12 protein-coding genes are annotated in these 13,517 nt (G+C 68.7%); all 12 read right to left on the bottom strand.

Annotation, left to right across the window (positions count from 1 at the left end):
• Nucleotide 1: 1 nt before the first annotated feature.
• Nucleotides 2-586 (bottom strand): DivIVA domain-containing protein, encoded by a 585-nt coding sequence (locus tag ACFVAE_RS00450; protein WP_378886955.1) that lies wholly within the window; start codon nucleotides 584-586, stop codon nucleotides 2-4.
• Nucleotides 587-719: 133 nt separating this feature from the next.
• The gene (locus ACFVAE_RS00445) at nucleotides 720-1,019 is read right to left on the bottom strand and encodes a YggT family protein (protein WP_378886954.1); all 300 of its coding nucleotides are present in this window, start codon (nucleotides 1,017-1,019) and stop codon (nucleotides 720-722) included.
• Nucleotides 1,020-1,031: 12 nt separating this feature from the next.
• Nucleotides 1,032-1,505: a cell division protein SepF gene (locus ACFVAE_RS00440; RefSeq protein WP_378886953.1), complete on the bottom strand. Its 474-nt coding sequence runs from the start codon at nucleotides 1,503-1,505 to the stop codon at nucleotides 1,032-1,034.
• Nucleotides 1,506-1,643: 138 nt separating this feature from the next.
• On the bottom strand, nucleotides 1,644-2,774 hold the full coding sequence (gene ftsZ / locus ACFVAE_RS00435; RefSeq protein ID WP_378886952.1) for a cell division protein FtsZ: 1,131 nt from the start codon (nucleotides 2,772-2,774) through the stop codon (nucleotides 1,644-1,646).
• Nucleotides 2,775-2,959: 185 nt separating this feature from the next.
• Nucleotides 2,960-3,886, bottom strand: a complete 927-nt coding sequence (locus ACFVAE_RS00430; protein WP_378886951.1) for an FtsQ-type POTRA domain-containing protein — start codon at nucleotides 3,884-3,886, stop codon at nucleotides 2,960-2,962.
• Entirely contained in the window at nucleotides 3,886-5,286 is a 1,401-nt protein-coding gene (murC, locus tag ACFVAE_RS00425; RefSeq protein WP_378886950.1) for a UDP-N-acetylmuramate--L-alanine ligase, read from the bottom strand. The genes ACFVAE_RS00430 and murC overlap by 1 nt, the downstream gene beginning before the upstream one ends.
• Before the next feature lie 38 nt (nucleotides 5,287-5,324).
• Nucleotides 5,325-6,410: a glycosyltransferase gene (locus tag ACFVAE_RS00420; RefSeq protein ID WP_378886949.1), complete on the bottom strand. Its 1,086-nt coding sequence runs from the start codon at nucleotides 6,408-6,410 to the stop codon at nucleotides 5,325-5,327.
• Entirely contained in the window at nucleotides 6,407-7,669 is a 1,263-nt protein-coding gene (gene ftsW / locus ACFVAE_RS00415) for a putative lipid II flippase FtsW (protein WP_378886948.1), read from the bottom strand. Before ftsW ends, ACFVAE_RS00420 begins: the two co-directional genes overlap by 4 nt.
• The gene (murD, locus tag ACFVAE_RS00410; RefSeq protein WP_378886947.1) at nucleotides 7,638-9,170 is read right to left on the bottom strand and encodes a UDP-N-acetylmuramoyl-L-alanine--D-glutamate ligase; all 1,533 of its coding nucleotides are present in this window, start codon (nucleotides 9,168-9,170) and stop codon (nucleotides 7,638-7,640) included. The genes ftsW and murD overlap by 32 nt, the downstream gene beginning before the upstream one ends.
• A complete protein-coding gene (gene mraY, locus ACFVAE_RS00405; RefSeq protein WP_378886946.1) occupies nucleotides 9,167-10,267 on the bottom strand; it encodes a phospho-N-acetylmuramoyl-pentapeptide-transferase in 1,101 nt (366 codons plus the stop codon). The genes murD and mraY overlap by 4 nt, the downstream gene beginning before the upstream one ends.
• The gene (gene murF / locus ACFVAE_RS00400; RefSeq protein WP_378886945.1) at nucleotides 10,264-11,676 is read right to left on the bottom strand and encodes a UDP-N-acetylmuramoyl-tripeptide--D-alanyl-D-alanine ligase; all 1,413 of its coding nucleotides are present in this window, start codon (nucleotides 11,674-11,676) and stop codon (nucleotides 10,264-10,266) included. The genes mraY and murF overlap by 4 nt, the downstream gene beginning before the upstream one ends.
• A gap of 34 nt (nucleotides 11,677-11,710) precedes the next feature.
• Nucleotides 11,711-13,501, bottom strand: coding sequence for a peptidoglycan D,D-transpeptidase FtsI family protein (locus ACFVAE_RS00395; RefSeq protein ID WP_378886944.1), 1,791 nt, complete (start codon nucleotides 13,499-13,501; stop codon nucleotides 11,711-11,713).
• Nucleotides 13,502-13,517 lie beyond the last annotated feature (16 nt).

The following is a 13,517-nucleotide window of genomic DNA, read 5'->3' as shown; positions in this document are numbered from 1 at the left end:
CTTACAGTCCGATGGCCGAGACCGGGGTCGAGTCGTTCGACGCCGCACGCTGGTCGAGGTCGCGGAGCTGACCCTCGATCAGGCTGCGCAGCTTGGAGCGGTAGTCGCGCTCGAACTCGCGGAGCTCGGTGATGCGACCCTCGAGCGTGTTGCGCTCGCGCTCGAGACGCGCGGACTGCTCACGCTGCTTCGCCTCGGCGTCGCGGCGGATGCGCTCGACCTCGGTCTGAGCGTCGGCGATGAGCTGCTGGCGCTTGGCCTCGCCCTCGGCGACGTGCTCGTCGTGCAGACGCTGCGCGAGCTCGATGATGCCGGCGGTCGCGGTCGCGGAACCCGCGACCTCGTGCGAGATGGGAGCCGCAGCAGGAGCCGATGCAGCAGGAGCCGACGCGGCAGGGGCGGCAGCGCGCTCACCGGATTCGTAAGCCGCCAGCTTGGCCTTCAGCTCGACGTTCTCCTCGAGGGCCTTGCGCCACTCGATGACGATCTCGTCGAGGAAGTCATCGACCTCGTCCGGGTCGAATCCGTCCTTGAAGCGAACGTGCTGGAACTCCTTGTGGACGACGTCATCCGGGGACAGTGCCATGGGTGGCTCCTCTTTCGATGAGTGCGATGCGCCAGATGTCGAGCACTGGCGATGAATATCGTTGGCGCGTACCCGGGGCGCGCGCCTGGGTGCCAGCATAGTCCCCCCGCCTGTGACCTGTGACGGCGGTCACTCAGGGGAAGACGGCACGCACGATCGACATCAGGATGAGCACGCACAGCAGGGTGAGCGTCCACCCGAAGTCGAGCGCGAGCGTCCCGATGCGCAGCGGCGGGATCAGCCGGCGGAACATGCGGATCGGCGGATCCGTAATGGTGTAGATGAACTCCGCGATGACCAGACCGGCGCCCTTCGGGCGCCATTCACGGTTGAACAGCGGGATGTAGTCGAGTATCAGCCGGGCGAACAGCACCAGCATGTACAGCAGCAGAAGCAGGTCGAGGATGCCGCCGACTACGCCCAAGATCTCCAAGGCCGGTCGCGGTCAGGACTGATCGAACCCGGCGGTGTCCGCCTGGGCGATGCCGCCATGTCCGGAGACGGCGATGTTCTCGGGCGACAGCAGGAAGACCTTGCTGGTGACCCGCTCGATCCGTCCGTACAGCCCCAGCGACAGTCCACTCGCGAAGTCGATCAGACGGCGGGCGTCGGCATCGCTCATCTGCGAGAGGTTGATGATCACCGGGATGCCGTCGCGGAAGTTCTCGGCGATCAGCTGGGCATCGCGGTACTGCTTCGGATGCACGGTCAGGATCTCGTTCACGGCGCCTCCAGCGGGCTGACGGACGGCCGTCGGCCGACGCAGGGGGGTGACCGGGGCGGGAGCCTGCTCCTCGCGCTCGCGCTCACGCGGCGGTCGCGCTGCGGGCGCCGCGTGCTGCGGTGCCTCGTCCTCGTAGACCTCTTCCTCATCGGCGAGGCCGAGATACACCATGGTCTTCTTCAGCGGGTTTCCCATCGTGTCCTCCGGTTGATCGTCTGGGCCTGGTTCGAGGTTAACCCCGGTCGGGGTGCAGATCGGTGATTCGCCCGCCGATCATCCGGGCGTGTCGCGCGGTCGCATCACCGGGGGCGATCGCGACCGCGCGACGAGTCGTCACTTCAGGAATTCGGGGATGTCGAGGTCGCTGTCGTCGTCGACGGCGGGCTCGAAGCTCATCGCCGGAACGACGACCTTCTTCTCCTCCACCGGGGCGACGGCCTCGGGCTTCTCGACCTGGACCTCGGGCAGCGGAGCCGCCGGGCGCTCGATGACCATCGGCTCGAGGCGCTGCGTGGGCTCGCCACCGTCGAAGCCGGCAGCGATCACCGTCACGCGCACCTCGTCGCCCAGGGTGTCATCGATGACCGTACCGAAGATGATGTTCGCCTCGGGGTGCGCGGCCTCCTTGACGAGGTCGGCCGCATCGTGGATCTCGAAGATGCCGAGGTTCGATCCACCCTGGATCGACAGCAGCACACCGTGCGCGCCCTCGATGGACGCCTCCAGCAGCGGCGACTCGACGGCCAGCTCGGCGGCCTTGATGGCCCGGTCCGCACCGCGTGCGGAGCCGATGCCCATCAGCGCGGAACCCGCCCCCTGCATCACCGACTTGACGTCGGCGAAGTCGAGGTTGATCAGACCGGGCGTCGTGATCAGGTCGGTGATGCCCTGCACACCGGCGAGGAGCACCTGGTCGGCCGTGGCGAACGCCTCGATCATCGAGATGCCGCGATCGCTGATCTCGAGGAGGCGGTCGTTCGGCACCACGATGAGCGTGTCGACCTCTTCCTTCAGCTTCGCGACGCCGGCCTCGGCCTGGCTCTGGCGGCGACGACCCTCGAACGAGAACGGCTTGGTGACGACGCCGATGGTCAGGGCGCCGATCGACTTCGCGATCCGTGCCACGACGGGCGCACCGCCCGTTCCGGTTCCGCCGCCCTCACCCGCGGTGACGAAGACCATGTCAGCGCCGGTGAGCGCCTGCTCGATCTCCTCCGCGTGGTCCTCGGCGGCGCGACGACCCACCTCGGGATCGGCGCCGGCGCCGAGACCGCGGGTGAGCTCGCGCCCGACGTCGAGCTTGACGTCGGCATCGCTCATCAGCAGTGCCTGTGCGTCGGTGTTCACGGCGATGAACTCGACACCGCGCAGGCCGAGCTCGATCATGCGGTTGACGGCGTTGACACCGCCACCGCCGACGCCGACGACCTTGATCACGGCGAGGTAGTTCTGGTTCTGGCTCATGGCCGGCCTCCGTTATGTAGAGCCTGAAGAATGTGAACCTTAAACCTCAACTAGAGGTATAAAGTATTTCCCGGTATTGCGTTCTCAGGAATGAACGTAAGCGGCGACCGTCGATGCGCGCGCAAGCGACACGGCGTTTCGCCGCTATCGACCGCGCAGATGGTGCGGTGCGGCATCCTGAGGGCTCAGCCGACCACGGGAACGGTCGGAGAGGACACGTCGAATGTCCGTGATTTCGGATTCTTGGCCATCAGTTTCGACAGAATGACGGATTTCGCCGAGGAGTCCTCCGCACTCCCCCACAGGATCGTCTTGCCGTCCTTGAGAACGAGCGTGACGCTGTCGGGTGTCGCCGCGCGCACATCGGTGAGCGCCGCTCGGACCTCGGCCGGAAGCGAACGCACCACGAGCCCGGCGCTCTCGAACGCCGGCGTGCCCGCTCCCCCTGTGATGGCGAGGAGCGGCTGCCCCTCCGGGCGAGCATCCGTCGTGGCGAGGGCGACGCCCGCCGCGTCGACCAGCGTGTATCCCGCTTCCGTGCGGAGCACGCCGATCGGCGTGCGCTCGACGATGCGGACTGTGAGTCCGTGCGGAGGATGCACCTCGAGGGCGTAGGTCTCGATCAGCGGGAACGACATCAGGGCCGACTTCACCGCGCTGTCGTCCACGAGCGCGAGCGGCTTCCCGATCTCACCGGACAGCACCTGCTCGACCTTCTGCGGGTCGAGCGTCTTCGCTCCCTCGACGGAGATGTCCTCGACCGCGAACAGGGGGCTGTACGCCGCGGCGAAGGTGCCCACCACGACCAGCACGACCAGGCTGATCGATGTGAGCCAGATCGTGCGGCGTCGTCGGGACCGCGAGGTGAAGCGCCGGATCTCCGCCCGCAGCGCCCTGCGCCGCGCCCGGGCCGCGCGCCAGACATCGGCTCCGCTGACCTGGGCCGCCTCGGCGGACCCGGTCGGATCGATCGGATCGAGCGGCGCCGTCTCGTCATGGTCGCGGGACTCGGATGCCTCGCCACGCAGCGGCACCGGCTGCCGCACCGGCTCGGACGGGACCGGCTGACGCGCCTGCTCCTCCGAGGCCGGAATCGGTGCCGGGCGTCGCATCAGGCCTCCGGAGTCCGCCGGAGGGAGTCGAGCACCTGCGGGATGATCTGGTAGACGTTGCCGCAGCCGAGCGTCACCACGACATCGCCGTCGCGGGCGAAGTCTGCGGTGTAGTCCGCAGCAGCCTGCCAGTCGGCGACATAGTGCACGTGCGCGGGATCGGCGAAAGCGCCGGAGACCAGCTCACCGGTCACTCCGGGCACCGGATCCTCGCGCGCGCCGTACACATCGAGCATGACCGTGTGGTCGGCGTACTGCTCGAGCACCTCGGCGAACTCCCGGTACATGTGCTGCGTGCGCGAGTAGGTGTGCGGCTGCTGGATCGCGATCAGCCGACCACCGTCGGTGAGCGTGCGCATCGCCTGCAGCGCTGCGCGCACCTCGGTCGGGTGGTGCGAGTAGTCGTCGTAGACCCGCACGCCGCGCTCGGCGCCGTGCAGCTCGAGCCGCCGGACCGTGCCGGCGAAGCCCTCGACCGCCTTGACGGCGTCGGGCAGTGCGTGTCCGAGCGTCAGCAGCACCGCCACTGCGCCGGCGGCGTTGATCGCGTTGTGTGCTCCGGGCACGGCGAGCTGCATCCGCGCGCTGTCCGCGCCGTGCACGATCGTGGCCGCGACGGGCCCCTCGGTCATGATGTCGGCGACGCGCACGTCGGCGTCGTCCGCCTCGCCGAACGTGATGACGTTCGGATGCGTGAGCCCGGCGTGCACACGCAGCGCGCCCGCGTCGTCGCTGGAGATAACCACGGCCTCGGACGCCTCGTTGCCGAACCGCACGAAGGCGTCGTAGAAGGCGTCCTCGGAGCCGAAGAAGTCGAGGTGGTCGGGGTCGACGTTCGTGATCAGCGCGATGGAGGTGTTGTAGAGCAGGAACGTGCCGTCGGACTCGTCGGCCTCGATGACGAACAGGTCATCCGCGCCGGAGGAGCTGGAGATGCCGAGCTGCTCGATGACTCCGCCGTTGACGAAGTTCGGGTCGGCGCCGAGCGCCTGCAGCGCGGTGACGATCATGCCGGTCGAGCTGGTCTTGCCGTGCGCTCCGGCGACCGAGACCAGACGGCGCGCGCCGATCAGCCAGTGCAGCGCCTGGGAGCGGTGGATGACGTGCAGCCCGCGCTCCTTCGCCAGGACGAACTCCGGGTTCTCCGGCCAGATCGCACCGGTGTGCACCACGGTGTCGGCGTCACCGAGGTGTGCGGCGTCGTGGCCGACGTGCACAGTCGCACCGGCAGCGGCGAGAGCGCGCAGGTTGGCACTGTCGGCGCGGTCGGAGCCGGACACGCGGATGCCGGCGTCGAGGAACATGCGGGCCAGCCCGCTCATGCCGGAGCCGCCGATTCCGATGAAGTGCGCGGATTCGATGGTCTCGGGGATCGGGAGGGAGAGGTCGGGTCTGATCATGTCCTGCTCAGTCTACTTTTGCGGTCTGCGGGGAGCGCTCAGCGACCCGCACCGTCGTCCTCGAGGGCACGGTCGATCATCGCCACGACGTTCTCGGCCCCGCTGCGGGTGCCGACCTTCTCGGCGGCGGCCGCCATCGCCGAGATGCGCGCGGGGTCGCGCAGCAGAGGGATCACCCGGTCGCGCACGGTGTCGGCATCGAAGGTCGCGTCGTCCAGCAGGATGGCTGCACCGGCATCCACCGCGGATGCCGCATTCAGACGCTGTTCGCCGTTGCCGACCGCGTACGGCACGTAGACGGCAGGAATGCCGAGTGCTGAGACCTCGCTGACGGTCGCGGCCCCCGCCCTCGAGACGATGACGTCCGCGACGGCGAAGGCGAGGTCCATGCGGTCCAGGTAACGACGCATGGCGTAGCCGGGCACCTCGGGGTCGATCCACTCGCCGCGCTCCCCCGTCGCGTGCAGCAGCTGCCAGTCCGCGGCCAGCACGTCGGCCCAGGATCCGGCCAGAGCCTCGTTCAGGCGCTGCGCGCCGAGCGAGCCGCCGAACACGAGCAGCACCGGCTTCGCCGGGTCGAGTCCGAAGAGCTCGGCGGCCTCGTCACGCGCGGCCGCACGGTCGAGTTCGACGACCTCACGGCGCAGGGGCATGCCGACGACCTCTCCGCGCTTGAGCGGCGTCCCCTCGAAGACGACGCCCACGCCGGCCGCACGGCGGGCGCCGAGCACGTTCGCGAGGCCGGGCTTCGCGTTGGCCTCGTGCACGACGAACGGCACGCCCTCGCGCCGCGCCGCGACGTAGGCGGGAGCCGACGCGTAGCCGCCGAAACCCACGACGACGTCCACACCGTGATCACGGATGTGCGCGCGCACCTGCGCGATCGCCTTGCGGAATCTGCCGGGGAAGGCGGCGGCCTGCCTGTTCGGACGACGCGGGAACGGCACCTTGTCCACGATGAGCAGCTCGTAGCCGCGCTCGGGGACCAGCCGGGCCTCGAGTCCCTCCTTGGTGCCCAGCACCAGGACCGTCGCCTCGTCGCGCTCGCGGAGCAGGTCGGCGACGGCGAGCAGCGGATTGACGTGGCCGGCGGTGCCCCCGCCGGCGAGTAGGTACGTGGTCACCCAGCGATGGTACCCGTGCGCGCCCGAGCCCGCCGCGGAGTACCCTGTGCGCGCTCCGGCGGCGCCTGCGCCGCGCCGGACACCGGGAGCGTGCGGGCGAAGGACAGCAGTACCCCGCACGCGAGCAGCACGGAGAGCAGCGCGGTGCCTCCCTGCGACATGAACGGCAGCGGCACGCCCATCACAGGGAAGATGCGGATGACGACGCCGATGTTGAACAGCGCCTGCCCGACGATCCACAGCGTGATACCGCCGGCCGCGACGCGGATGAACGGGTCGTTCGTCTTGCGGATCACGTGGAACGCGCCCACGGCGAAAGCGGTGAAGAGACCGAGCACGAGCACGCAGCCGATCAGCCCCAGCTCCTCGCCGACGATCGCGAAGATGTAGTCGTTGGCCGCGGCAGGCAGCCAGCCGTACTTCTCCTGCGAGTTGCCGAGTCCGACGCCGAAGACACCGCCCGATGCCATGCCCCACATGCCGTGGGTCGCCTGGTAGCACTCGTTGGAGATGTCGCAGTCCTCGGGGTTGAACGCCGCGAGGATGCGCTTCATCCGGTTGTCGCTGGTGAGCGCGTAGCCGAGGACCGCGACGACGCCGAGCAGCATCGGCAGGATGAACAGCCGCAGCCTCACCCCCGAGAAGAACAGGCAGCCGAGCACGATGAGCACCATCACCATCGCGGTGCCGAGGTCGTTGCCGGCGACCACGGTACCGACGGCGAGTACCGTGACGGGGACGACGGGGATGAACACCTGGTGCCACGTGTTCAGGCGCGTCTGCTTGCGCAGCAGCACGAACGCGACCCAGACGGCCAGGGCGAGCTTGAGGAACTCCGAGGGCTGCACGGTGAAGCCGGCGATTCCGACCCAGTTGCGGTTTCCGCCCGACTCGATGCCGAGCCCCGGCACGAACACCAGCAGCTGCAGCAGGATCGCCAGCACGAGCCCCGGCCAGGCGAGCTTCTTGAGCGTGCTCACCGACATCCGGCTCATGAGGAACATCAGCGGGATTCCGACCACCGCGAACATCCCTTGCTTCATGACCTCGTCCAGCGGACCCTTGGTGGTCGCGCTGGTGGCGGAGAGCACCATGACCAGCCCGAACACCGTCAGCAGCAGCGCCGAGAACGAGATCAGCAGGAACTCCATCGGCACCGGCTGGAACAGCCGGCCGAGCGAGACGCGCGCGGCGAGACCGCTGCGTGAGGGACCTGCCGGAGCGGACTCAGTGCGCCGCGGGTGAGGCGTCTGCGTCATCAGCGCTCCCCCGGTCGATCCAGTCCCGCACCGCCTCGGCGAAGCGGTGGCCGCGATCCGCGTAGCTGCTGAACTGGTCGAAGGATGCTGCCGCGGGAGCCAGCAGAACCGTGCCCCCGTGGTCCGCGATCCCCGTCGCCAGTTCGACGACGCGGGTCATGACCTCTCCAGTGTCCGTGGGGATGACCTCGTAGACCGGCACGCTCGGCGCGTGTCGCCGGAATGCCGTCAGGACCGGATCACGGTCGACGCCGATCACGATCGCCGCGCCGGCGGTGCCGCCGACCTCGGCGACCAGCTCCGAGATGTCGACGCCCTTGAGGTCGCCTCCGACCACCCAGACCGCGCCGGGATAGGCACGAAGGGAGGATGCCGCGGCGTGCGGGTTCGTCGCTTTGGAGTCGTCCACCCAGGTGATGCCCGCGTGCTCGGCCACGACCTGGATCCGGTGCGCGTCGAGGCGGAACGCCTGAAGTGCACGATGGATCGTGTCCGGCTCCGTGCCCAACGAGCGCGCCAGGGCCGAGGCCGCGAGGATGTTCTGCACGATGTGTGGCGCGGACAGACCGACGCGGCGCAGGTCATCGAGCGTGGTCAGCTCGAGCGCACTGTTGCGACGGTCGTCCAGGAAGGCGCGGTCGACGACGATGCCGTCGACGACGCCCAGGTCGCTGGGGCCGGGCGTGCCGAGATCGAACCCGATCGCTCGCGCCCCCTCGACGACATCCGCCTCCTCAACCATCAGCCTGGTCGCCTCATCGGCCTTGTTGTAGACACAAGCGACACGCGTGTTGCGGTACACCAGCGCCTTCGCGTCGCGGTAGGCCTGGGCGCTGCCGTGCCAGACGAGGTGGTCATCGGCGAGGTTCAGGCAGACCGCGGCATGCGGTGAGAGCTGCGCCTCGGGCGAGGCCAGGCCCAGATACCAGAGCTGGTGGCTGGAGAGCTCGACGACGAGCACGTCGAAGCCGCCGGGGTCGCGCACCGCGTCGAGCACCGGCACGCCGATGTTGCCGCACGGCGCCGCGCGCAGCCCGCCCGCGGCAAGCAGCGTCGCGGTGATCTGCGTGGTGGTGGTCTTGCCGTTCGTGCCGGTGATCAGCACCCAGTCCGCCGGAGTGCCGTCCTCGCGCACGACCTTGTCACGCACACGCCAGGCGAGTTCGACGTCGCCCCACAGGGCGATCCCGGCATCCTGCGTCCACCGGATCACCGGATGCGAGGGCGGGAACCCGGGCGAGGCGATCACCACGTCGGGGGCGAACTCGATGAGCGTCGTCGGTGGCTCGGCGAGCGAGCCGAGTTCGAGCCTGGCACCGATGACGGGCAGCAGCCGCTGGTACTCCTCGGATGCCGATTCGGAGAGCACGAGAACCTCGGCGCCGAGCTCGGTGAGAGTGTCGGCGACCGAGAACCCCGTCGTCGACAGGCCCAGCACGGCGACCCGCAGGCCCGCCCAGTCCGCGTTCCAGCTGGTCAGGCCCTCCAGACGCGCGCTCATGAGTGCGTCAGCCAGTCGACGTAGAACAGACCGACGGCGGAGGACGCGAGGAGACCGGCGATGATCCAGAGGCGCACGACGATCGTGACCTCCTGCCAGCCGCGCATCTCGAGATGGTGGTGGAACGGGCTCATCAGGAACAGCCGCTTGCCGCGGGTGATCTTGAAGTACAGCCGCTGCAGGATGACGGAGCCGCTGGAGAGCACGAACACGCCGGCGATGATCAGCAGCAGCAGCTCGGTGCGGGTCAGGATCGCCATCGCGGCGACCACGCCGCCGATCGCCATCGATCCTACGTCGCCCATGAAGACCTTCGCCTTGGGTGCGTTCCACCACAGGAAGCCGATCAGGCTGCCGGTGAACGCCGCTGCCACCCACGCGAGGTTCAGCGGCTCACGCACCTCGTAGCAGCCGGCGACGGCCAGACCGATGCAGGACTGCTTGTACTGCCAGAACGCGATCAGGCCGTACGAGCCGACCACGAACACCCCGGCGCCCGCGGCGAGGCCGTCCAGCCCGTCGGTGAGGTTCACGCTGTTCGAGGTCGCGACGCCGATGAGCGAGATCCAGGCCAGATAGAGGATCCAGCCGAGGATCGTGCCGAAGGCCATCAGGTTCAGCCACGGGATGTCGCGGAACAGCGACACGTAGCTGCTGGCGGGAGTCTGCCCGTAGGAGTTCTGGAACGCCGGCGCGAGAGCGACGATGCCGAACGGGATCAGCACGATCAGCTGGCCGATGATCTTGCGCCATCCGGACAGGCCGAGGCTGCGCTGGCTGCGCACCTTCATGTAGTCGTCGATGAAGCCGACGACGCCGAAGCCGACCATCAGCCAGAGCACCAGGATCGCCGACAGGCCCGGTTCGTTGCCGCCGGCGTAGACGCCGGTGAAGTAGCCGATGACCGTTCCGGCGATGAAGATCAGCCCGCCCATGCTGGGCGTGCCGCGCTTGTGACCGTGGCTCGGGTTCGCGATGTCCTCGGGGGTGCGGATCACCTGCCCCCAGCCGAGCTTCCGGAACAGACGGAGGAAGACGGGGGTCAGGAAGAGCGAGAAGGCGAGCGATATCGCCGCCGCCATAAGCAGGGACCTCACGAGAACGATTCTCCCAGACGATCGCCGAGAAACCTGAGTCCCGCGGAATTGGATGACTTCACGAGCACCAGATCGCCGTCGCGCAACTCACCGGCCAGGTACTCGAATGCGGCGTCCTGATCGGGCAGATGCACGGCCTCGCCGTCCCAGGACCCCTCGCCGACAACAGCCAGGAACAACCGCCGCGCCTCGGTGCCGACGACGACGATGCGCTGGATGTTCAGCCGCACCGCGAGCAGGCCGATGCGGTCGTGTTCCTCACCGTCCGCCTCGCCCAGCTCGCTCATCGCGCCCAGCACTGCGACGGTGCGCTGCCCCGGTGCGGCGATCTGCGCCAGCGTCCGCAGGGCGGCCGCCATGGCATCGGGGCTCGCGTTGTACGCGTCGTTGATGATCCGCACCCGGTCGCCGCCCATCGGCTGCATCCGCCAGCGCTCGGCGATCTCGACCGTCTCGAGACGGGCGATGGCAGTGGACGCCGGCACGCCGAGCGCACCGGTCACCGCGATCGCTGCGAGAGCGTTGGACACGTGGTGCTCGCCGAGCACCTGCATCCGCAGCGGCAGCTCCTCGCCACCGGCGTGGACGACGCAGGTCGTCCCGGTGGCTGAGACCTCGACGTCGGATGCCCGCAGATCCGCGGCGTCCGTCCGGCCGAAGCCGATCACGGTCATGCCGCGCGAGTCGGCGAGCGGCCGCATCGCTGCAACCCGGGGATCGTCCACGTTGAGCACCGCGGTCCCGCCGGAGCGGGCCGCCTCGATGAGCTCGGCCTTCGCCTGCGCGGTCCGCTCGATGCCGCCGAAGCCTCCGGCGTGCGCGAGGCCCACCATAAGCACGACGACGACGTCCGGTTCGACGAGCCCGGCGAGCCTGGCGATGCTGCCGGCGCCGGACGCGCCGAACTCGCTCACCAGGAACTTCGTGGTGTCGGTCACCCGCAGCATCGTGATCGGAGCTCCGACCTCGTTGTTGTACGAGTTGATGGGCGCCACCGTCTCGCCCTCGTCCTGCAGGATGCGGGCGATGAAGTTCTTCGTGGTCGTCTTGCCGTTCGAGCCGGTGATGCCGACGATCCGCAGGTCGCCCTTCGCACGCACGCGCGCCACGACCTCCTTCGCGAGCGCGGCGATCGCCTCGATCACGTCGGAGACGACGATCTGGGTCACGGGCTCGTCGACGGGGTGCTCGACGATCGCGAGCACGGCGCCGGCCTCGACGGCCGAGCCGACGAAGCGGTGCCCGTCGGTGACCTCCCCCGGCTTCGCGACGAAGACGGCGCCGGGCGCCATCTTGCGGGAATCGGTGTCGACGACACCCGACACGACGGTGTCCGGTGTGTCGGAGCCGTACAGCCGCAGTTCACCCCCGATGAAGGAGGTGATCTCGGCGAGGGACAGGGCGATCATGACGAACTCCAGTACCGGCTGCGCGTCCGGCGGCTCATTCGCCGAACTTGGGGAGGGGCGCCTCCATCGGCTTGGACGACGGGGCGACGCGGTAGGTCTTCAGCACCTGGGTGAGCGCCTTCTGCAGAGCGGGCGCGGTTGCTGCTGACGAGGTAATCCTAGTCGGCTCCTCCATCGTGATCATGACCACGTACTGCGGATCCTCGATCGGCGCGACACCCAGGATCGAGGTGTAGTACAGCCCCGACTTGTAGCCGCCCTTGCCGTTCGCGACCTCCGCGGTGCCCGTCTTGATGCCGATCCGGTACCCGGGGACCTTCACCCTCTCGGAGAGCCCGCCCTGCACTGCGACGTTCTCCAGCATGCGGCGCACCTGGGCTGCTGTGTCCGGTGAGACCACTCGATTCTTCTTCACGTCGGTGGTGTGCTCGACGCCGTCACGGTCGGTGCACGACTCGACGAGGCTCAGGTCGATGTGCTCCCCGCCGTTCGCGAGCGTCTGGTAGGCACTGGCCACCTGGATCGGCGTCACCTCGAAGGCCTGACCGAACGTCGTCGCATACAGCGACTGCGCGTCCCAGGGCTTGACGCTCGGGTTGCGCACGCCGCCGGTCTCCTGTCCGGGGAAATCGATCGCGGTCGGCGTCCCGACGCCGAACTTCTTCAGGTAGTCGTAGCGGACCTGCGGCGAGACCTTCGAGCCGAACTTCGACAGCGCCACGTTGGACGAGTCGATCAGCGCCCCCGCGAGCGTGTAATGGTACAGCGGGTGCGGGAAAGCGTCGCCGATGTTCGCACCGTTCGGGAATCGCTCGCGGCTCTTCGCCGTGACGACACTGCTCGGGGTCACTGCACCCTCTTCGATCAGCGTCGCCGCCGTGACCGGCTTGAACGTGGAGCCGGGCTCGTAGGTGTGCGAGAAGATCTGCGAGCGCCAGTAGTTCATCGGGGTGCCGTCGACGTTGTTCGGGTCGAGCGCAGGGTACTGGGCCGCTGCGCGGATCTTGCCCGTCTTCACCTCGACCACGGTCGCCGTGGCGGACTTCGCACCCTGCTGCTTCGCCTCTTCGGCGATCATCTGCGAGAGGTACCACTCCAGATCACTGTCGATGGTGAGCTTCACGGTGCCGCCGTCGACGGCGGGGGTCTCGCGGTCGCTGCCGGGGACGATCACGCCGTTCTTTCCGCGCAGGTAGGTGCGCTCGCCGTTGCGCGGCGCGAGGCACTGCGCTTCCATCTTCTCGACACCGTAGCCCGCGCCGTTGCTGTTCACGAAGCCGACCAGGTTGCCGCCGACCGCGCCGTTGGGGTACACCCGCACGGCCCGCGAGGTCATCGAGAGGCGAGGGGCGATGCCGAGATCCTTCAGCTCGAGGTACTGCTCGGTGGAGAGGCCCTCCTTAAGGGGAGCCCACTGCGACTCCGGGTTCTCGGCGTACTTGTCCGCTGCGATCTTGCGCACCTGCTCCGGCGTCTGGCCGGTGATTGCCGCAATCTTCTCGCTGGCCTCGGACCAGAGCATCTTCGGGGCCTTCTTCGGGTCCTTCTCCATCGTCACGATGAGCTTGGGATCCAGCACCGCGTCGTAGACGAGCTTGCTCGAGGCGAGCACAGTGCCGTTCTCGTCGACGATGTCGCCGCGGTTGCCCGCGACCGGCTGGGTGCTGCCGAGGTTGCCCGTCTTGCGGGAGTCCTCGACGTGCTCGTCGGCGCGCACGACCTGGATATCGACCAGGCGCACGACGAAGGCGCCGAGCACGGCGAGCACCACGGCGAGGGCGACCACCGTGCGGCGACGCGGGCTGCGGGTTGCGCGGGTGGTCATCTACGGCTCCGTCCGG

This window comes from Microbacterium sp. NPDC057659 (genome assembly GCF_042799915.1).
In the GTDB taxonomy this organism is placed as follows: domain Bacteria; phylum Actinomycetota; class Actinomycetes; order Actinomycetales; family Microbacteriaceae; genus Microbacterium.
This window is presented reverse-complemented; position numbering and strand designations above follow the sequence as displayed.